Raw genomic sequence first — 20,060 nt, 5'->3', positions numbered from 1 at the left:
CCATGTGCCACCCCACGTTCGGCACCAGATGAGTGCGGTATTATCAAGCCCTGCTATAGCGAAAGTGTAAAAAAGGAAGCCCCCGATGACAGAACTGCTGCTCCTAGTGTTCCCATTGCCATGGATTGCGCTGTGGATCGGCCGTAAGAATCGTTCGACCCCGATTCCCGATATGGGCGTCTTTTTGGGATTCTTCGTCCTACTATACGGATGGCTACCGTTTCTCGGCATTTATCTGCACAGGCAGGGGATCGGCGACATACTGGACACCCGGTACGAATTCGGTGGCTATACGGACGACGAAGTGTTCTCTGTCGGACTGGCGTACTTTCTGTTCCTGCTCGGCTTTGCCTTGGCCTACCGTATGACGCGTCGCTATCGCGTCGCGGTCCAGACCATCCGTGTACCCGACAAGAAGGAAATCCGAGCGCTCGGCTATGGGCTGGCCTTTGTTTTTCTTGCCGACTTCGTCGTACGAACCGTGGCAAACGTGCCGGTAGCCTCGTCCTACATCGAGAGCTACACGGTGCTGCGCGATCTGCCACTCATCCTTCAGCAACTCATCGCTACCGCCGAACGGCTGCAATTCACGTTCTTCCTGGCGCTAATGGTGTTTACCATCGCCAAAGCACCGAGCATGCACCGCCTGTGGATCGTGGTGGTCGCGGTGGTTCTGACGCAGTCTGCCGTCGTAGGCGGCAGCCGGTCCGGCGCCGCGCTTTGTGCCATGAGCTATTTGCTTTGCTACACAATTTTGGTGCGACGCATCAAACCGTCAACGTGGGTGACGATGTCCGTTTTCGGCATCGCATTGTTCCTGCTTGCAGGCCAGATTCGCGGCGGCGTGTCCGACACTGCAGCGATCGCCGGCCTCCAGTCGGGCGAGTTCACGTCTGTCTTCATCAACGCACTGGACATCATCAAGCGCAAGCTGGAATTGGGCAGCTTCGACGTCCCGCTTTATACATTGGATCTCGCACGCGTCATCCCGCAGCAAATACTCTGGTTCGACAAACTGGACCCGTCGGTCTGGTATGTCTCGACGTTCTATCCGGACTTCGCAAAGGCGGGCGGTGGACTCGCGTTCGGCGCCATCGCGGAGTCCTTTGTCGGATTCGGTGTCGTGGAAGCGCTGGTACGGGGCATATTGCTTGGATTGGTGGCGGCGTTCGTGGTCAACCGCCTGCTGCGCGAGCGCGTGACGCCGATGCGAATCGTCGCGTACATCTGGCTTTTCGCCATGTCTTACCAATCGGTTCGCGACACGACATTCACTTTATTTGGCCGTTATGTGTTTCAGGTATTGCCGGTGGCAATCTATCTGCATTTCATGGCATCGCCGATTCGACACAAAACGTATCGGAATTTACGTTTTGTAAAATCGGCGCCCCCCGAGCACCCCCCGGCCGAAAGGTCGGCGACATGACCGTCCCGAAAGCCCCTGATTACGGGGCTGCGCCAACATTTTGGCGGCGACGGCACCATTGAGCGCCATCGCCGCAAGCGGGTTGTCCGGCGGGGCTCGGTGATACAATCCTCGTCTTGGCAAAGGGCTCATCTGGCCTGCATTCCGTCGCTTTGGCGCCCCGACGTGCATTTCCGTCTCATTGGCTTAATGAAACGGTCTTTGGCGATCATGACTGTGCTCTCGACATCGGGAATTCTCAGTGCGGGTTGCGATACGTTCCGTCGATACACTAGGTTATTAAATTGATGCATACGCGAAAAATTTCTGTGGTCGGTCTCGGGTATGTGGGTTTGCCCGTTGCAGTTGCATTTGGCAAATCCGCTCGTACCGTTGCATTCGATATTAATCTTTCGCGCCTCGAAGAGCTGCGTCAGGGCCACGACCGCACGAACGAAGTTGCGACCGAAGATCTCAAACAAGCCGATCTGTTGCTGACGGCCCAAACGACCGAACTGGCCCAGGCCGACTTTCACATCGTGGCAGTGCCGACGCCGGTCGACGACGCGCATCAGCCGGATCTCACGCCAGTCATCAAAGCGTCGGAAACCGTTGGCCGCGCGCTCAAGCGTGGCGACATCGTCGTCTATGAGTCGACCGTCTACCCGGGAGTGACCGAAGACGTCTGTGTGCCGATTCTCGAGCGGGTGTCCGGTTTGACGTTCGGCACCGATTTCACCGTCGGCTACAGCCCGGAGCGTATTAATCCTGGTGACAAGGAACATACTTTCACCAAGATTACCAAGGTGGTATCAGGCAGCGACGAAGCGACCAGCAAGATCGTCGCCGACGTCTACAGCTCGGTGGTCACGGCCGGCGTATATGCCGCCTCGTCGATCAAGGTGGCAGAGGCTGCAAAGGTGATCGAAAATACGCAGCGCGACCTGAATATCGCATTGATGAACGAACTGGCGATCATTTTCAATCGCATCGGCATCGATACGCGCGAAGTGCTTGAAGCCGCAGGCACGAAATGGAACTTCCTGAAGTTCTCGCCCGGCCTCGTCGGGGGCCATTGCATCGGCGTCGATCCCTACTATCTGACGCACATTGCCGAGCGTCTCGGCTACATCCCGCAGGTCATTCTCTCGGGTCGCCGCATCAACGACGGCATGGGCGCCTACATTGCACAACAAACGATCAAGCAGATGATTCGGGCCGGGCATCATGTCGCGAACGCAACGGTGACCGTCTTTGGTCTCACGTTCAAGGAGGACTGCCCCGACCTGCGCAATTCGCGCGTCGTGGACGTCATTCGCGAACTGGAATCGTTCGGTGTGAAGGTGCAAGTGTGCGATCCGGAAGCGGATCCGGACGAAGCGCGTCACGAGTATGGCGTAGAGCTTTGCGAACTCAACTCGCTCAAGCCCGCCCATGCGCTCGTCGCCGCAGTGGCGCACAGCAAATTCCGTCAGATGGCCCCGCGCGACCTTCTCGGGCTGCTCACGGAAAACCCCGTCGTCGTCGACGTCAAGAGCATGTACGACCGTGCGGCATTCGCCGCCGCCGGTGTGGACCTCTGGCGCCTTTGATCCGCCAGCCCCGAACAGCGACAACCATCACGGGACAGGCGGGGCTTCCCTGCCGCCCGGCAATATCTTCACTTGCCGCAGTCGATTCGTGGCAGGCAATTCCAAGGAAAGTAAAGTGACGCGGTATCTCGATGTCCAACGATCGCTGCAACAAACGCCTCGCAAATGGTTGATTACCGGGGTCGCAGGCTTCATCGGCTCCAACCTCCTAGAAACGTTGCTCAGACTCGATCAGCAGGTCGTGGGGCTGGACAACTTTGCTACCGGCCACCGTGCCAACCTCGATCTCGTAAAGTCTTTCGTCAGCCCGGAACAGTGGGCGCGTTTCTCCTTCATCGAAGGCGATATCTGCGATCTCGAAACATGCCAACGCGCTACGCAGGGAGTGCAACACGTGCTCCACGAAGCGGCGCTCGGCAGTGTGCCGCGCTCGATTGAAAATCCGATTCGCACCAACGAGACCAATCTCTCGGGCTTCCTTAATATGCTCGTCGCTGCACGCGACGCCGGGGTCGAGAGCTTCGTCTATGCCGCGTCGAGCTCGACGTATGGTGACCATCCCGGACTGCCCAAAGTGGAGGACCGTATCGGCAAGCCGCTCTCGCCGTATGCGGTCACGAAATACGTCAACGAGTTGTACGCCGATGTCTTCGCGCGATGCTACGGGTTCAACAGCGTCGGGCTGCGGTATTTCAATGTGTTCGGTCCACGCCAGGACCCGAAGGGCGCCTATGCCGCGGTGATTCCGAAGTGGTTCGACGCGCTGCTCAACGGCGAGACCGTGTTCATCAACGGCGACGGCGAAACCAGCCGCGACTTCTGCTTCGTCCAGAACGTCGTTCAGGCCAACATCCTCGCGTCCCTCCCGGAGAGTCAGGAAGCCACGAACCAGGTGTACAACGTTGCGCTCGGCGACCGCACGACGCTCAATGAACTGTTTGCCAGCATTCGCGCACTCATCGCCCGCGAAATGCCTGAAGTGGCCAGTGCGACGCCCACGTACCGCGACTTTCGCGCGGGTGACGTACGTCACTCACAAGCGGACATCGGCAAGGCGACGTCGCTGCTCGGCTATGCGCCGACGCACCGAGTTGACGCCGGGCTGGAGATCGCCTGCTCGTGGTACATGTCCCTTGCACGGCGCTGATCGCGGCGTCATGTCACGGCCATCTCGCACCAGCGTATGAAAATACTGATCAATGCGCTCTCCGCCCGGGTTGGCGGAGGGAAAACCTACCTGGTCAATCTGCTGCGCAACCTGCCGGACGATCCGTCGCTGCAACTCCTGATCTACGCTCCCTCTTCGCTCGATCTGCCGCTCGATCCGCGCATCGAGCGCCGGAATCTTGATGTCGAGGCAAATAACCCGCTGCGTCGGCTCGTGTGGGAGCGTTTGACCTTGCCCGGGGTCCTGCGGCGCGAGCACGTCGATTTGCTGTTCTGTCCCGGCGGACTGGTCAACACACGTGTTCCGCCCGGATGCCGGGTCGTGACAATGTTCCGCAACATGCAGCCGTTCGACCCGGAGGCGGTCAAGGTCATTCCATGGGGGCTGTTGCGATTGCGAGTTCTGCTGCTCAAGGGAGCGATGCTGCGTAGCATGCGCGGCGCAGACCTGGTGATCTTCATCTCGCATTTCGCCCGGAGCGTTGTGGAATCGCTCATCCCCATTTCGCGCGGCGTGACGATTCCCCACGGCGTACCCGAAATATTCAAGACGGCAGGCACCGAACTGCCGAAGCCGGCCTATCTCCCCGAAGGCAAGTACATTCTGTACGTGTCGCGTTTCGAGCCTTACAAACATCATCTCGAAGTCGTACAGGGTTACGCACAGCTGCCGAAAGCGCTGCAAGAGGAATATCGGCTGATACTGGTGGGCGAGCCGCTCTCCCCACAGACTGAGCGGGTGGCGCGTGAAATTCGCGAACGAGGCCTGAGTGACCGGGTCCGGGTGGTGGGCGGTGTCGAGTACGGTACGCTGCCCGGCGCATATCGCAATTCCGATATGATCCTGTTTGCCTCATCGTGCGAGAATTGCCCGAATATTCTGCTCGAGGCGCTCGGAGCGGGGCGTCCGACACTAACGTCGGATATCGAACCCATGCCCGAGTTTGCTGCCGACGCCGCGCTTTACTTTGCGCCGGGCGATCCGGGCAGCATCGCTGCGGCAATTGCGCGAATGGCACAGGAGCCGGCATTGGCAGAAGCGTTGGCCAAGCGCGCCGCCGAGCGCAGTCTGGACTTCGCATGGTCGAAGACCGCAAAGGCGACCTGGAAGGAAATCTTAAGCACCTGAGATGCGGACTGCGCAGCCTTGCGGCGCGCATTCTTCATCCGGGATCGGCGCACGGCGCTCGCCGGCCGCGCCCCCGGAACATGATTCAAGGAAACTGAATATGTGTGGCATTGCCGGAATCGCCTATTGGCGTTCGATGGGCTCGCTGATTCCTGTGGCCGAACGCATGGCGGAAAAAATTCTGCACCGCGGGCCGGACGATGGCGGTGCTTGGGCGGACGCGGAGAACGGCATTGCGTTCGGCCACCGACGCCTTGCCATTGTCGATCTGTCCGAACACGGTCATCAGCCGATGGCCTCGGCAAGCGGCCGCTACGTCATCGCATACAACGGCGAGGTATATAACTTCCCTGCGTTGCGCGACGCGCTCGAGCGGGAGGGCAAGGCCCCGGCCTGGCGAGGTCACTCCGATACCGAGATTCTTCTTGCGGGTTTCGAGGCTTGGGGTATCGAAGCGACGCTGAAGCGCGCGACCGGCATGTTCGCGATCGCACTCTGGGACCGCCAGGAGCGTACGTTGACACTCGCGCGCGACCGAATCGGCGAGAAGCCACTGTATTACGGCTGGGTCGGCGACAAGCTACTCTTCGCCTCCGAACTCAAAGCGCTCGAGGCCGGCGCTGACCGTCCGCTGGAAATCGACCGCGACGCTCTCGACACCATGATGCGCTTCGCCTACATCCCGGCACCGCGCAGCATCTTCAAAAATGTGTGGAAATTGCCGGCAGCCCATCGCATCGTCTTCCGGTCGGCTAACGATCGCGACGCTGTGCCCGAAGCATACTGGTCGCTCGATACACCTGAACAAACGGAACTGCGCCGCTCGCTGGCCGACGAAAGCGATACGGTGCTCGTTGACCGATTGCACGACCAGCTCAAGGCGGTGGTCGCCGGCCAAATGCTCTCCGACGTGCCGCTTGGTGCGTTCCTCTCCGGCGGTGTGGACTCGAGCACTGTCGTGGCGCTGATGCAGGCCCAATCGTCGCAACCGGTGCGCACGTTCACCATCGGCTTCAACGAAGAAGCGTTCAACGAAGCACCGTATGCGGCTGCCGTCGCCAAGCACCTCGGCACCTCGCACACCGAGCTTTACATTACGGCCAAGCAGGCGTCCGATCTGATACCGTCGCTGCCGCAGATTTACGACGAGCCGTTCGCGGACTCGTCCCAAATCCCCACGACGCTCGTATCTCACCTTACCCGCAAGCACGTGACGGTGGCCCTGTCAGGCGACGGTGGCGACGAAATGTTCTCGGGCTATCCGCGCTACGACATCACGTCGCGGCTATGGGAGCGCATCGACGGTCAACCCGCCGTGCTGCGCCGCCTCACGGCATGCGCGTTGCGAACCCCGTCACCCGGCGGGTGGGACGCCATGCTGCGCCTCGCGCCTCAAAATCTTCGTCAGCAAGTCAATGGCCGTCGGTTGCACCGCCTGGCCGGACTGATTACATCGCCTTCCATTGGCGAACTCTATCCGCGTCTGATGTCGCAATGGCAGCCGGAAGACGGACTGGTCCTGGGAGCGTCCTCGAATGTGGACACTCCGATGGACGTCTGGGCAACGTCGCCAGACTTGCAGCACGCAATGCGCCGCTGGGATCTTCATCAATATCTGCCAGACGATCTGCTGGTCAAGGTCGACCGCGCCGCCATGAGCGCAAGTCTGGAGTCACGGGCGCCGCTACTCGATCATCACATCGCCGAACTCGCGTTCGCCATGCCTAACCGCGTACTTCAGCGTGACGGCGTGGGTAAATGGGTACTCCGGCGCGTGCTGGACCGTTACGTGCCGCGCGAATTGATCGACCGCCCGAAAACCGGCTTCTCGATTCCGTTGGGAGAGTGGCTGCGCGGACCGTTGCGCGAGTGGGCCGAAACATTGCTCGCCCCGTCGCAATTGCGTGCGCAAGGCTACCTGGATGCCACAAAGGTCGAACGCACCTGGCAACAGCATCTGTCGGGCAACTACGACCGCAGCCCGTATCTGTGGAACGTGCTGATGTTTCAGGCCTGGCTGGCGAACCGCTGACGCATACCACTTCGCATAGGACATCGCAGCGGCCGACCACTGACGACCGCTGCGTACCGCCCGACGAAGGCATACAGTGGCGAGGCCTTACGCCTCCTTATGCCAGACCGTACGGTTGACGTAATCGATGTAGCTCAACACCACTCGAAGCACTTGCGTCGAAACGAACGGATTCTCGTAATCCGGCACAGCCAACGTATGACGCACATTCGGATCGAAATTCTCGGTCACTGCGCGCATCGCATCCAGCACCGGCTCACGGCGCAATCCCGACATGATCAACGTGCCGACGTCCATCCCTTCCGGACGTTCGTGTGCATTACGAATCGTCACTGCGGGCAGGTTGAGCAATGACGCTTCCTCGGTGATCGTGCCACTATCGGAGAGAATGCAAAACGCCTCTTTCTGAAGCTTGATGTAGTCGATGAATCCGAACGGCTTGGAAAACGTCACGCCGGTTTCCGGCAACGCACGACCGAGCGCATCCAGGCGCTTGCGCGTGCGTGGGTGCGTGGAAACGAGCACCGGCATGCCGTACGTCTGAACAATCGCTTCGAGCGTATCGAGCAGATCGTGCAACGCTTCGGGAGAATCCACATTTTCTTCGCGATGGGCGCTCACCAACACGTACTGCCGCGGTTTGAGCTGCTGACGTGCCAACACGTCGGACGCTTCGAACGCATCGGCATAGTGATCAAGCACTTCGCGCATGTGCGAACCGGTCTTGATGATCGTCTCGGGGCGGATTCCCTCCGCAAGCAGATACCGGCGGGCGTGCTCGGTCAGCACCATGTTGATATCCGACAGGTGATCGAGCACCTTGCGATTCAGCTCTTCCGGAACGCGCTGATCGAAACAGCGATTGCCGGCCTCCATATGAAAGACGGGAATCTTGCGACGCTTGGCGGAAATGACGGCAAGACAGGAGTTCGTATCGCCGTACAACATCAAGGCATCCGGGCGCTCCTTCTCGAACACCTCGTCCGAACGTTCAATGACCCTGGCAATGGTTTCGGCGGCGTTCGTTCCCGCTGCGTCCAGGAAATAGTCCGGCTTGCGAATACCGAGATCGTCGAAAAATACCTGGTTGAGTTCGTAGTCGAAGTTCTGACCCGTGTGTACCAGCACGTGTTGGGTGTGTTTCTCGAGCTGGGCGATGACCCGACTCATCTTGATTAGCTCGGGACGCGTTCCCACGAGCGTCATGACTTTACGCATTCAGTTGCTCCCGGACGTATTCAAGCGTCAACAGCAGCTTCTTCACGGCCTCCACGTCCAGACGCTCCGTGTTGTGCGAGGTGTAGTCCTCGGACGCCGAAATGCGCGTTTCTCCCTGCACAAAGTACTTGTTGTAGTTCAGGTCGCGGTTGTCCGCAGGCACGCGGAAGTAACGGCCCATGTCGTCGACGCGCGCCATCTCTTCGCGTGAAACGAGGGACTCATAAAGCTTTTCGCCATGACGAGTCCCGATCTCCCGGATCTTCGACTTGCTATTGAAGAGTTCGATCAACGCCTGAGCCAAAACCGCCACAGTGCACGCCGGGGCCTTCTGTACAAAGATATCGCCTTGCTCACCGTGCTCGAAGGCGTGCAGCACGAGATCCACCGACTCGTCCAGCGACATCAGAAAGCGCGTCATCGTCGGGTCAGTCACGGTCAGGTCCTTTCCTTCCTTGATCTGTCCGATGAACAGCGGAATGACCGAACCGCGCGATGCCATGACGTTGCCATAGCGTGTCGAGCACATCACGGTATCGCCTTCTTGCTGAAGTCGTGATCGGGCGACGGTGACTTTTTCCATCATCGCCTTCGAAAGCCCCATGGCATTGATCGGATAGACGGCCTTGTCCGTGCTTAGCATTACAACGCGAGACACGCCGCAGGACGACGCCGCGTCGAGCACGTTTTCGGCGCCAAGCACGTTGGTCTGAACGGCCTCCATCGGATAAAACTCGCACGATGGCACTTGCTTGAGGGCGGCCGCGTGAAAGACATAGTCGACGCCTTTCATCGCACCTCGCACTGCATCGCGGTTACGCACATCACCGATGTAGAACTTGAGTTTGGGATGCGCAAGCGCGATGCGCATATCTTCCTGCTTCTTTTCGTCACGGCTGAAGATACGGATTTCCCGAACGCCGCTGCTCAGGAAACGGTTCAGAACCGCGTTGCCGAACGACCCGGTGCCGCCCGTAATCATTAAAACCTTATCGTCGAACATGCTCGATTCCTTCAATTATCCAAATGTGTGCAAGCGCTCAATTAGCGTCGGCCAATCTGGCGCTACGTAACCGGTCGCATCCGAGAAGCGGGTGCTGCAAAGGGAACGGTCGATCATGAACGCATCATCAGGGTTGATTTCGACGTCCTTGCCGAACGCCTTCCCGACCAACGTCAGCAGGTCGAACTTGTTGATCGGCGCCGCCGACACGTGGTAAAGGCCATGCAACTCGGGACGAGGCGCGACGTACTCAAGAATCACGCGGGCCAGCTCAACCGTCGGCAGGCCGGAAAACACGGCACGCCGGAATCCGCGGACAGGCCCCGTCTGCGAGAGGAACCAATCGACCAGCGCGTTCGCACCGCTCAATTCGCGTCCGATGATCGACGTGCGCAACGTGATGGCGTGCGGATAGTCGACTTCGCCCAACAACTTGGTTCGCCCATAGACGTCGGTTGCATCGGGAAGATCGGATTCGACGTACCCGCCCTTGCTCCCGGAAAAGACACAATCCGTGCTGACATGGACCAGACGCGCACCGGCAAGCTCGCACAAACGTGCGAGACGATGCGGCAACACCGCGTTCAGCGGAATGGCCGCGAGCGGATCCTTGGCGTTGCCAAGTTGCTTGATGAGGCCCACGCAATTGACCACGAGATCGGGACGAACCTGGGCCAGCGCTTCGGTCAGCGTATCCGGCTGATCAGCATCCACGCCGGTAAGCAACCGGTCGTGCAGCCCCGTATCGAAATAGCGCTTTGCACCTGCGCCTCGCAGCGTTCCCCAAGCCTCGACGTCCGGCCACGTGTTTGCCAATCGCAGCACCGCACTGCCCAGCATACCCGACGCGCCCAATACCAGTACTTTCATCGTTATCCTCGTTGCTTCACTTTCCGGGGCCACGAACACGATGGTCCGCCGACAATTTGTTCAGGCGGGCGCTCAGATCGTCCGCGAGTTTGCCCGCCTCGAAGCGACGCGCATAGTAATCGCGGCCTCGCACTCCCATTTGTGTGCGCTCCTCCGGCGCCATGGCGGCCATGTCCGATATGGCCTTTTCCAGACCGCCTGCGTCCTGGGCGGCGCACACCATACCGCCACCGGACTCGGCCACAACTCTGGCCCCCGCCCCATTGAGCGACGCAATGATCGGACGGCCCGTTGCCAGATAGACGCCCAATTTGCTTGGGATCGTCAGGTCCAGCACAGGATCACTGCGCAATACGACGAGCAATGCATCCGCATGCTGAAAAATCGCCGGCATCGACTGGTACGGGAAGCGGCCCGGCATCACGACGTTCGTCAGGCCTTCGTCGCGAATACGAGTAGCCAGTCGCTCGCTATCGGAGCCAGACCCGATCAGGAAAATACGAATCGCCGCGTTGTCCCTGAGCCGCGCCGCAGCATCGAGCACGACATCAAGCCCCTGCGCCTTGCCGAGATTGCCGGCAAACACCACGTTGAACGTCGGTTCCGTCAGCGCCGGCACAGGGCATTCCCCGACATCGGCCTGGGGATTTGCGATCAGCGACGGCGCTACCGAATTGTAGTGCACCTCGATCGGACGCCCAGGCGCGTAGCGCGCAATGCCCGTCACAAATTCCTCGGATTGCGCAAGCACCAGATCCGTGTGGCGATAAATCCAGCGAACGCACCGCTCGACTGCGCTGAGAATCGTCCGGTTCTTTACGAACCCGGTTGCGCTAAGGCTCTCAGGCCATAAATCCTGCACCCACACCGCCAGCGGCGCGCGTTTGAGCCATTTAATGAAAACAGCGGGAATCGCCTGAAGCAGCGGCGACGGCGCATAGACAAGAACGGCGTCGAACGACTGGCCTCGCAGGCGGAACGGCCCGAACAGACTGGCCGACGCAATGAAGGACAGGTAGTTGAGCATCAGGCGCAAGCCGCCGCCCTTGCCCCGCGGCATCAACGGCACCCGCAGGACCGACACCTTGCCAAGGGTCTGGTCGCCGAATCCGGCCGCGCGAAACCCCTCGAAAACGGTTCCGCCAGGGTAGTTCGGCTGCCCCGTGAGCACCGTCACCGACGTTACGCGAGCGGCCAGCGCCTCGCATACGTGGTTGATCGGAAATTCTTCCGGATGAAAATATTGAGTCACTACCAGTAGGCGCATATGTCGTCAGTTATGGTGGCGTTCATCGGCCAATGCGGCGCCATGGCCCGCAGGCCCTGTCGACAGGACTTCCTCATAGGCCGCCCGGTAACGCGCGCCTAGCGCCTCTACACTGGCGCCCTTGAGCTTCGATGCTGCGCTCGCCGCTTTGGCTGCACTTCTGTCCATATCGCCAAGCGCCGCGCTCAGGCCGGCTTCGATGCTCGTCACGTCAGTGTGATCGACATACCACGCGTCGTCGCCTCCGAGGAATTCGCGATGCGCTGGAATATCCGATATGACGAGCGGGCACCCGATCGCTGCCGCTTCGAGTACGACGTTGGGATTGCCTTCGAAGCTGCTCACCGAAATGGCGATATCGGCGCGAGCCATCTCTGCCGCCAGATTCGTCGAAAACCCATGCATCACGATCCGCTTTGCAAACCCTGCGGCATCGATACGCGTTTGCAGCCGTTCGCGTAGCGGGCCCTCCCCGAACATATCGACCCGCACGTCGGCGCGCGCGGCGACGACACGAATTAGTGCCTCGATCAACCTGTCCACATTCTTCTCGTCGCTCAGGCGTCCCGCAAACAGCACGCGGGCACCGACCTCGTGGCGGCGACTCGACCCGGCCCAAACCAATCCGGGCACGGTCGGCGTGACGCAATTGCGAATCACGTACGTCCGCACCGTGTGGTCGAGCTCGGTATGCCAGTAGTCGATGCCACCTTGCGAATTGGCGATGACCGCCGCGGCTCGGCGACCGAGCCACGCACGTACGCGAGACTTCCACCCTCGCTGGTATAACTGGGCTGCAGACCGTTCACTGACGATATAGGGCACGCCCGCCAGATAGGCCATGGCGCCGCCTACCACATCCATCTGGATTACCCAGGTCTGAACGAGTTGGGGACGCACCCGCCGGATCAGACGCAGCACGCGCAGAAACATCGCGGGATCATGTGTACTGCTGGCCGCCAACCGGTGCAGCGTGACACCGGGCTGATTGCGCAGCCGATCAAGGTTCGGCCCTTCGGAAAAGTAGCCGACGTGGCATTCCACGCCCTGACGCGCCAGTTCGGGCGCCAGCAGCGACAGTTGGCGCTCTGCCCCACCCGATCCGAACGAAGGGATCAGATGCAATACCCGCGTGACAGTCGTGCTCCGTTTCATATCGACGTTATCCGATGTCATCCGTTCGCCGCGCCTCCCGGATGACGATCTTGTAAAACACGATCGCGTGCGGCCAGCATGGCGATCGCGACCGTCGTGATCAGATTCAGGACCTGCGCGACGACGTAAGCCAGCGCCGCGCCCTGCGCACCCATCGTCGGGATGAGCCAGGCGGCGATCAGCATGTACGACAGATTCACGGGGGTGATGATGAAGAACAACGACATCCACATCCGGCCAAATGTATTGATCACGTGATATACGGTCGCCGCCAGTATTTCGGGAATTACCGAAAGCAACAGCAAGATGAGCGTCTCGCGTCCGTCGGAGAACCGGTGGCCATAGAGCCCCAGAATCCACGAGGAACACATCACCAATACCCCGACGACCAGTATCGAAAACACACCGTTGGCGATGAGTGTGGTGCGAAAGACGTTGCGGAACTCCTGCGCCGAGCGTTGCCCGAACAGGGTATTCATAACCGAGAGCGTCACGCCGTTGAGCAAGGTGGGCAACTGAAGCGTCGCCATGCGCAATTGCGTGGCCACGGAAAAGATGGCCACCATCTCCAGGCCGTTCGGTGCGCGTGCCAGAAAGACGCTGACCAGCCAGATGCACGGCAGCGTCACCAAGCTCGACAGGCCGGCAGGAATACCGAAGTGAAGCAAGCGTCCGATGTCGTCACGTCGTACTGTTAGCGCAACACCGACGAGCATGTCTCGCGCCGTGGTACGCAGCGCAGCGTAGAAAAACACCGCCCGCGCCAGACTTGCTATCACGAAGCCAAATGCGGCACCGTCCAGGCCGCCGAGCTTCGCGCCAAGCGGAGGGAGCACCAGAAACGCCAGACCGGACACGGTGCTGATTCGCCCCAATGCCTTGAATGCGGCAAATCCTTGCAGCGCCCCTTGCTGATACGTCACCATCACCTGAAAGAAGATGGCAGGCGCCACGAGCCGGATGACCGGCTCCAGATCGGGCTGCTTGAAGACCGAGTTTGCAAATACCGGTGCACCAAACAGCAGTGCAGCAACGGCGATGAGTCCCATGACAACGGTCACGCGTCGGCAAAACCAGAGTACAGTCCCGATGCGCTCCGGATCGGATACCCGATACTCCGCCACAAATTTCGCGACGACCGATCCGGCACCGCTTTGCGCGATGGCGGCCGCCGTCGTCACGGTCGTGACGAGCAACGCATACTTACCAAAGACTGGAAGCCCGAGCACACGTGCAGCGAGCATGCCGGAAACCAGCACAGATCCTTGCATCGAGACCGCCGCCAAGATGCTCCAGACGAGATCGCGAAACAGGTATTTCCTGAACGTGCTCAGTATTGCCACGGCGCATCGTCTCCTTAGCGGCCGAGCGCCGGCGCGAAAACATCGCGCAGTTGCTGAAGACGCTGCGAAATGCGATGACCGTTCATCACCCGACGGTAACCTTCACGCGCCATCGCCTCACGCTCCGCCGGATGCGTCAGGTAGTAGTCGATCTTTTCGATCAGCTCGTCGTGGTTCTCATAAGTCTGCGTTTCCTTGCCGGGAACGTAGAAGTCCTTGACGAACTCCGACCCGTCAGTGATTTGCATGACACCGTTACCCGGAAGATCGAACATTCGGTAGCTGCCCACGGTGTACTTGCCGCGCAAGTGCGAGTTGATGCCGATCTTGGAACGCAGATATAGCGGCACATACTGATCGAACGCGATCGGCTTCACCCAACCGGGGAACCCATACTTCACGTTGAAGTACGCGTTGCGCTTCCAGTTGGCGAGGCCATAGATCTTGAAGCGGCGCCCGAAGGCTTTCTTGACCGCGCCAAGCAGCGGCATCTTGTCGACATAGAGCGCACCAACGAATATGACGTCAAGGTCACGATCGCGCGAGAAGACCTGCTCCTCCGTCAACGTCGGATCGCAGAGCGCATCGAACAGCGCCAGCGGCCAGAACGTCGTGCGCTTCGCGCCACAATAGGCCAGTTTCTCCGGCATCGTCAGATCGCGGCTGTAAGCTGGGCTGTGATAGAGCATGTGATCGTACGCGTGGACGTACGCGAAATCGCGATCGTAGGCGGCCGTCGGACCGTCGCAAATGCGCAGGGCCTTGTAGATGTCGAGCGTGCGCAGAAACTCCGGATGATACGGCGGGCAGTTGTCTACCAGCAGAACATCAGCCCGATGCGTGCGAATAAGCTCACGGACATCCGCATACATGCGCATGAGGCCGTCGTTGCGCTGGTAGTAGAGGTTGTCGAGGAGCTGCGCGCGCACATACGTGGACGGGCTCTGGTACGGCTCGTGATTGAACGGAATGAACTGGATGTCGTCCGTCGAAGCCGCACTGATTTCACGCTGCCAGTAGTCAGCCTCCCAGCCGCGTTTATTGAATGAATAGATAATGCGCATCTTGATCCCGGTTCCGAATTCAACGATCTGCCGTCACCGGAGCGGGCCTTGCCACACGACCGGCCCAACGGGGCGATACCAAACGACGATGCCGTGCGAGAGTTCTCGCGCGGCATCCCGACGTCTGGGGCAGCCAACGCACGTTTTGTGCGTGGCTCTCAGGCTCAGATCGTTCGCAAAGTGTCGATGGCTTCGCGAATGGAGTAGTGATGATTGCCGACGAACACGCCGTTGGCGTCGATATGGTCCGCGTTCGACAGTTGTCCGTGAATCGAGTAGTCGAAATACTTGATCACTTCGTTCTTGGCGAAATTCCCCGTGACGATCGGACGGCTTTCGAAGCCGAGATCGTTCAGGCGCGTCAGCAACTTCTCGCGTGTGAGCGACGAACCCGGACGAATCACGAGGCTGAAGCCGAACCAGCTGCTCGCACCGGTTTCGCGCTGAATCAGCAGGTCCGGATGATGACTCATCGCTTCCTGAAAGTGCGCGCCGTTCACGCGGCGCAGCGAAATGAGCTCCGGCAGCTTGCGCACCTGCTCGATGCCGATGGCACCAGACATTTCCAATGGCCGCAGATTGAAGCCCGGCAACACGAAGCGAAACGACTCCTTGAACGGATCGTCACTCTTCTCGCCACAAACGTGATTGTGCTTGGGCAGGTTTCGTGTCCAGCCGTGCGCGCGCAACGAAAGCAGAATGTGATACAGCTCTTCGTTGTCCGTTACGATGAGCCCGCCTTCCATCGTCGAGATGTGGTGCGAGAAGAAAGAACTGAACGTACCCATGACACCGAACGAGCCGGCTTTGCGGCCTTCAAATTCGGCGCCCATCGATTCGCAGTTGTCTTCCATCAGCACGATGTTGCGCTCGCCGATCAGGCGACGAATGGCAGCGAAATCGTTGGGGTTACCCAGCAGGTTGACGGCCATGATCGCGCGCGTGCGATCGGTGATGGCACCAGCCAGCGCATCGAGATCGTAATTCAACGTATTCAGATCGATGTCGACGAACTTGATCGACAGCCCATACTGGTACAGCGGATAGTACGTCGTGCTCCACGACACGGCCGGCACGATGACCTCGTCGCCGGGCGACAATTTCAGCGCCTGGTCGCGCGTGTACATCAACGCCGCCACCATGATCAGATTGGCCGACGACCCCGAATTCACCATCACGGCGTACTTGCTGCCTTGGTACTCCGCAAAGCGCTTTTCGAACTCGGCAACCTTCGGGCCCATTGTGAACATGCCCGATTCGATGACCGCCTGCATTGCGGCATATTCCGCCTGATCCCAGGTTGTCGTAGCCAACGGAAACTTGAACTTCATGCGAGCCCCTTGCGCAAATAAAACTCGTACGTTCTGGCGATACCTTCGTCCAGACTCACCTTAGGCTGCCAGCCCCACGCCGTCTGACGCGTAACGTCCAGCAGTTTTTGCTTCATCCCGGCCGGTCGGCTCAGGTCGTGAACGAACGTTCCTTGCCAGCCGATCACGCGCGCCACGCTCGCGTAGTAATCGTTGACCGAGTGATCGGCGCCCACCCCGATATTCAAAAGCGCGGGCGTATCTTCCCATTTCTCGACGGCCATCATGATGCTGTCCGCCAGATCGCCTGCATACATGAACTCGCGCCGAGCGGTACCGTCGCCCCAGATCTCGATCTCGCTATCGCCCTGCGCCTTGGCCATGTGCACCTTATGGATGATGGCGGGAATCAGGTGCGACTTTGCAGGATCGAATTTGTCGTAGGGACCGTACAGATTGCACGGAACGAAGGTCTTGTAGTCGAACGACGCGTCTTCCTGATGCACGTAGGCACACAGCCGCTGTGTGGCGATTTTTGCCAGCGCATACCCTTCATTCGTCGGTTCGAGTTCCCCCTGGAGAATTTGTGGCTCTGCCAGCGGGTTCGGCGCATTGCGCGGATACATGCACGAGCTGCCAAGGTTGAGCAGTCGCTTGACGCCGGCATCACGCGCGGCGATCACGACATTGCGCCCCAACACCGTGTTGATCCAGAAGAAATCGACCGGGTTGGCAATGTTCGCCTGAATGCCGCCCACGCGACCTGCCGCGTGCACAACGACGTCCGGGCGCGCCTCGCGCATGAATTTCGACACGGCGTCGAAATCGGTGAGATCCAGTTCGGCGCTTGCCGGTGCGATGAATTCCCACTCGGATGCTGCGGGGTGATCGAGCAGATTTCTGCCCACCATGCCCCGTGCGCCGGTGAGAAGGATGCGTCCTTTGGCCATGTCGATCAGTTCTGGTTACGCAGCGCCTTGTGGCCGTGCGCCTTGACCTTCAGGTCGAACTCGGCCTGCACGAGGTCGACACGTGCCATTTCAGCGACCAGTTCATCGAACGAGACCTTCGGCGTCCAACCCAGCAGTCGCTTGGCCTTGGAAGCGTCTCCTAGCAGGGTCTCCACTTCGGTGGGGCGGAAATAGCGCGGATCGACTTCGACGATGCAGTTGCCGTTTTCGTCGTAGCCCTTTTCTTCCACGCCCGTGCCCTTCCACGTCACGGACATGCCAAGCTCCTTGGCCGCGGCATCGACGAATTGACGAACGCTGTACTGTACGCCAGTCGCGATAACGAAATCCTCTGGCTTTTCCTGCTGGAGCATCAGCCATTGCATTTCGACGTAGTCGCGGGCGTGCCCCCAATCGCGCAGTGCGTCGAGATTGCCCAGATACAGGCGCGGCTGCATGCCGAGCTTGATTCGGGCGAGCGCACGCGTGATCTTGCGGGTCACGAACGTCTCGCCCCGAATCGGCGATTCGTGGTTGAACAATATGCCGTTACAGGCGTACATGCCATACGCTTCGCGATAGTTCACCGTGATCCAGTAGGCATACAGCTTTGCCACCGCATACGGGCTGCGCGGGTAAAACGGCGTGCTTTCCTTTTGCGGTGTTTCCTGCACGAGGCCGTACAGTTCGGACGTCGAAGCCTGATAGAAGCGGGTCTTCTTCTCGAGGCCCAGAATCCGGATGGCTTCGAGGATACGCAGTGCGCCGAGACCGTCGCTGTTGGCGGTATATTCCGGCTCCTCAAAGCTCACGGCAACATGACTTTGCGCGGCGAGGTTATAAATTTCGTCGGGCTGAACTTGCTGGATGATGCGCACCAGCGACGACGAATCCGTCATGTCGCCATGGTGCAGATGGAACTTCACATCCGTCTCGTGCGGATCGTGGAAGAGGTGATCGATACGATCGGTATTGAACAGCGACGTACGGCGCTTGATGCCATGTACTTCATATCCCTTGCCCAGAAGAAACTCGGCAAGGTATGCGCCATCCTGTCCGGTAACGCCGGTGATCAGAGCTACTTTTCGGTCGTTCATGAATTATCACTACCCGTCAAATTAATGGTTTCGCGATCGTAGTTATCGTCGAAGCGAACGATATCGTCTTCGCCGAGATAACTTCCGGACTGTACTTCAATGATCTCCAGGGGCGTCTTGCCACAGTTCTCCAACCGATGCGTCTCGCCGAGCGGAATGTAGGTCGACTGGTTCTCCGTGAGCAGGAACGTCTCCTTGCCCCGCGTGACCTTCGCCGTGCCGGAGACCACGATCCAGTGTTCGGCGCGATGATGATGCATCTGAAGACTGAGGGCGGCGCCAGGTTTGACCGTAATGCGCTTGACCTGGAAGCGCGGCCCCATATCCACGCTGTCGTAACTGCCCCACGGACGCGCCACGTGCCGGTGTTGGACAGCCTGGGGCACCCCCATCTGCTCAAGTTGCGCTACGGCCTGCTTGACCTGCTCGCTGTGGCTCTCGTGAGCCACGAGCAGCGCATCTTTGGTATCGACGATCAGCAATCCATCCGTGCCGAGTGCGACGACGGGGCGCGACGGCGCGTGCACGAAAGTGTTCGTGGCCCCGATGCCGACGACTTCGCCGGTAAACCGATTACCATCCGCATCGGCTTCGGTCAGGCGAGCGACTTCACGCCAGCTGCCGACATCGCTCCATTGCCCCTCGAACGGCACGACGGCGACGCGATCATGGCGCTCGAGCACCGCGTAGTCGATGCTGATGCGCGGACATGCCGCGAACTCGTCCTTTCCCAAACGAACGAAATTGCGATCCGTTTTCTGCGAAGCGACCGCGTTTCGGCATGCTGCAAGCACGTCGGGTTCGAATCGGCCAAGCGCTTCGATCATGACCGAAGCCTTCACCATGAAGATGCCCGCATTCCAGAAGAAGCCGCCCTGCAGAAGCATGTTCTGCGCGTCGGCGAGCGGCGGCTTTTCGATAAACCGGCTGACGCTCGCCACATCGCCGGGCAACGCGTCACCTCGCTGGATATACCCGTAGGCAGTGCTCGGATGGCTCGGCACCACGCCGAACGTGACGACGAAACCGTTGCGTGCCGCTTCCACGCCCTTGTTCATGGCACGGGCAAATGCCTGAACGTCGGGGATATGGTGATCCGCCGGCATGAAAAGAAGCACCTGCGCCGGTTCGGCGTTCAACGCGGCGACCGCAATGGCGGCTGCCGTATCGCGTCCGATCGGCTCAAGAAGGGTCGTTGCATTGACGCCTGCGGCGTCTACGGCCTCCTGAACCAGAAATCTATGCTCGTCCGATGCCACCACCATGACATCTTCGCTGAGCGCCTTTGCGCGAGAAAGCGTCGTCACGAGAAGGCTCGTCCGCGTTGCGTCGCTGGACGGAATCAGCGGCACGAACTGCTTCGGCAGGGCCTTGCGGGACAGTGGCCAGAGCCGCGTTCCGGCACCGCCGGACAGTACCACTGGCAATATCAGGCTATTCATATCGAATTGGGTCGAG

16 protein-coding genes are annotated in these 20,060 nt (G+C 59.7%); 5 read left to right on the top strand and 11 right to left on the bottom strand.

What is annotated here, in order from left to right; all coding sequences use genetic code 11:
* Positions 1 to 85: 85 nt before the first annotated feature.
* The 5 genes from PCA31118_RS18310 to asnB all read left to right on the top strand — a co-directional run bounded on the left by PCA31118_RS18310 (position 86) and on the right by asnB (position 7,325).
* Positions 86 to 1,426, top strand: a complete 1,341-nt coding sequence (locus PCA31118_RS18310; RefSeq protein WP_150626526.1) for an O-antigen polysaccharide polymerase Wzy — start codon at positions 86 to 88, stop codon at positions 1,424 to 1,426.
* Between the two features lie 287 nt (positions 1,427 to 1,713).
* Complete coding sequence (locus PCA31118_RS18305; protein ID WP_150626525.1) at positions 1,714 to 2,997, top strand: nucleotide sugar dehydrogenase; 1,284 nt, start codon at positions 1,714 to 1,716, stop codon at positions 2,995 to 2,997.
* Between the two features lie 115 nt (positions 2,998 to 3,112).
* Positions 3,113 to 4,144: an SDR family oxidoreductase gene (locus tag PCA31118_RS18300; protein WP_150626524.1), complete on the top strand. Its 1,032-nt coding sequence runs from the start codon at positions 3,113 to 3,115 to the stop codon at positions 4,142 to 4,144.
* Between the two features lie 36 nt (positions 4,145 to 4,180).
* A complete protein-coding gene (locus PCA31118_RS18295) occupies positions 4,181 to 5,293 on the top strand; it encodes a glycosyltransferase family 4 protein (protein ID WP_150626523.1) in 1,113 nt (370 codons plus the stop codon).
* A gap of 100 nt (positions 5,294 to 5,393) precedes the next feature.
* Positions 5,394 to 7,325 (top strand): asparagine synthase (glutamine-hydrolyzing), encoded by a 1,932-nt coding sequence (asnB, locus tag PCA31118_RS18290; RefSeq protein WP_150626522.1) that lies wholly within the window; start codon positions 5,394 to 5,396, stop codon positions 7,323 to 7,325.
* A gap of 87 nt (positions 7,326 to 7,412) precedes the next feature.
* Here the strand turns inward: asnB and wecB are convergent, their stop codons facing one another.
* From wecB to PCA31118_RS18235, 11 genes are all read right to left on the bottom strand, one after another.
* Positions 7,413 to 8,543 (bottom strand): non-hydrolyzing UDP-N-acetylglucosamine 2-epimerase, encoded by a 1,131-nt coding sequence (wecB, locus tag PCA31118_RS18285; protein ID WP_150626521.1) that lies wholly within the window; start codon positions 8,541 to 8,543, stop codon positions 7,413 to 7,415.
* Positions 8,536 to 9,546 carry a polysaccharide biosynthesis protein gene (locus tag PCA31118_RS18280; protein ID WP_150626520.1) on the bottom strand — a complete coding sequence of 337 codons (1,011 nt, stop codon included), beginning with the start codon at positions 9,544 to 9,546 and terminating at the stop codon, positions 8,536 to 8,538. Before PCA31118_RS18280 ends, wecB begins: the two co-directional genes overlap by 8 nt.
* 15 nt (positions 9,547 to 9,561) lie before the next feature.
* On the bottom strand, positions 9,562 to 10,416 hold the full coding sequence (locus PCA31118_RS18275; RefSeq protein ID WP_150626519.1) for a dTDP-4-dehydrorhamnose reductase family protein: 855 nt from the start codon (positions 10,414 to 10,416) through the stop codon (positions 9,562 to 9,564).
* Between the two features lie 16 nt (positions 10,417 to 10,432).
* Positions 10,433 to 11,683, bottom strand: coding sequence for a glycosyltransferase family 4 protein (locus PCA31118_RS18270; protein ID WP_150626518.1), 1,251 nt, complete (start codon positions 11,681 to 11,683; stop codon positions 10,433 to 10,435).
* A 6-nt stretch (positions 11,684 to 11,689) separates the two neighbouring features.
* Complete coding sequence (locus tag PCA31118_RS18265; RefSeq protein WP_174990520.1) at positions 11,690 to 12,838, bottom strand: glycosyltransferase; 1,149 nt, start codon at positions 12,836 to 12,838, stop codon at positions 11,690 to 11,692.
* A 17-nt stretch (positions 12,839 to 12,855) separates the two neighbouring features.
* Positions 12,856 to 14,181 carry an oligosaccharide flippase family protein gene (locus PCA31118_RS18260; protein ID WP_150626516.1) on the bottom strand — a complete coding sequence of 442 codons (1,326 nt, stop codon included), beginning with the start codon at positions 14,179 to 14,181 and terminating at the stop codon, positions 12,856 to 12,858.
* Positions 14,182 to 14,195: 14 nt separating this feature from the next.
* Positions 14,196 to 15,245 carry a glycosyltransferase family protein gene (locus tag PCA31118_RS18255; protein WP_150626515.1) on the bottom strand — a complete coding sequence of 350 codons (1,050 nt, stop codon included), beginning with the start codon at positions 15,243 to 15,245 and terminating at the stop codon, positions 14,196 to 14,198.
* A 164-nt stretch (positions 15,246 to 15,409) separates the two neighbouring features.
* The gene (locus tag PCA31118_RS18250; protein ID WP_150626514.1) at positions 15,410 to 16,576 is read right to left on the bottom strand and encodes a DegT/DnrJ/EryC1/StrS family aminotransferase; all 1,167 of its coding nucleotides are present in this window, start codon (positions 16,574 to 16,576) and stop codon (positions 15,410 to 15,412) included.
* Positions 16,573 to 17,505, bottom strand: a complete 933-nt coding sequence (locus PCA31118_RS18245; RefSeq protein WP_150626513.1) for a GDP-L-fucose synthase family protein — start codon at positions 17,503 to 17,505, stop codon at positions 16,573 to 16,575. Before PCA31118_RS18245 ends, PCA31118_RS18250 begins: the two co-directional genes overlap by 4 nt.
* Positions 17,506 to 17,510: 5 nt before the next feature.
* Positions 17,511 to 18,602, bottom strand: coding sequence for a GDP-mannose 4,6-dehydratase (gene gmd, locus PCA31118_RS18240; protein ID WP_150626512.1), 1,092 nt, complete (start codon positions 18,600 to 18,602; stop codon positions 17,511 to 17,513).
* The gene (locus tag PCA31118_RS18235; RefSeq protein WP_150626511.1) at positions 18,599 to 20,044 is read right to left on the bottom strand and encodes a mannose-1-phosphate guanylyltransferase/mannose-6-phosphate isomerase; all 1,446 of its coding nucleotides are present in this window, start codon (positions 20,042 to 20,044) and stop codon (positions 18,599 to 18,601) included. The genes gmd and PCA31118_RS18235 overlap by 4 nt, the downstream gene beginning before the upstream one ends.
* Positions 20,045 to 20,060 lie beyond the last annotated feature (16 nt).

The sequence above is a fragment of the Pandoraea captiosa genome, assembly GCF_902459775.1.
GTDB classification, from domain to species: Bacteria; Pseudomonadota; Gammaproteobacteria; order Burkholderiales; family Burkholderiaceae; genus Pandoraea; species Pandoraea captiosa.
The sequence above is the reverse complement of the archived record's forward strand: the minus strand, read 5'-3'. Positions and strand labels throughout refer to the sequence as shown.

Excerpts from the sequence above, each read along its gene's own strand:
- PCA31118_RS18310 (WP_150626526.1), top strand. The coding sequence starts at position 86 with ATGACAGAACTGCTGCTCCTAGTGTTCCCATTGCCATGGATTGCGCTG.
- PCA31118_RS18305 (WP_150626525.1), top strand. The coding sequence starts at position 1,714 with ATGCATACGCGAAAAATTTCTGTGGTCGGTCTCGGGTATGTGGGTTTG.
- PCA31118_RS18295 (WP_150626523.1), top strand. The coding sequence starts at position 4,181 with ATGAAAATACTGATCAATGCGCTCTCCGCCCGGGTTGGCGGAGGGAAA.
- asnB (WP_150626522.1), top strand. The coding sequence starts at position 5,394 with ATGTGTGGCATTGCCGGAATCGCCTATTGGCGTTCGATGGGCTCGCTG.
- wecB (WP_150626521.1), bottom strand. The coding sequence starts at position 8,543 with ATGCGTAAAGTCATGACGCTCGTGGGAACGCGTCCCGAGCTAATCAAG.
- PCA31118_RS18280 (WP_150626520.1), bottom strand. The coding sequence starts at position 9,546 with ATGTTCGACGATAAGGTTTTAATGATTACGGGCGGCACCGGGTCGTTC.
- PCA31118_RS18275 (WP_150626519.1), bottom strand. The coding sequence starts at position 10,416 with ATGAAAGTACTGGTATTGGGCGCGTCGGGTATGCTGGGCAGTGCGGTG.
- PCA31118_RS18270 (WP_150626518.1), bottom strand. The coding sequence starts at position 11,683 with ATGCGCCTACTGGTAGTGACTCAATATTTTCATCCGGAAGAATTTCCG.
- PCA31118_RS18265 (WP_174990520.1), bottom strand. The coding sequence starts at position 12,838 with ATGAAACGGAGCACGACTGTCACGCGGGTATTGCATCTGATCCCTTCG.
- PCA31118_RS18255 (WP_150626515.1), bottom strand. The coding sequence starts at position 15,245 with ATGCGCATTATCTATTCATTCAATAAACGCGGCTGGGAGGCTGACTAC.
- PCA31118_RS18250 (WP_150626514.1), bottom strand. The coding sequence starts at position 16,576 with ATGAAGTTCAAGTTTCCGTTGGCTACGACAACCTGGGATCAGGCGGAA.
- PCA31118_RS18245 (WP_150626513.1), bottom strand. The coding sequence starts at position 17,505 with ATGGCCAAAGGACGCATCCTTCTCACCGGCGCACGGGGCATGGTGGGC.
- gmd (WP_150626512.1), bottom strand. The coding sequence starts at position 18,602 with ATGAACGACCGAAAAGTAGCTCTGATCACCGGCGTTACCGGACAGGAT.
- PCA31118_RS18235 (WP_150626511.1), bottom strand. The coding sequence starts at position 20,044 with ATGAATAGCCTGATATTGCCAGTGGTACTGTCCGGCGGTGCCGGAACG.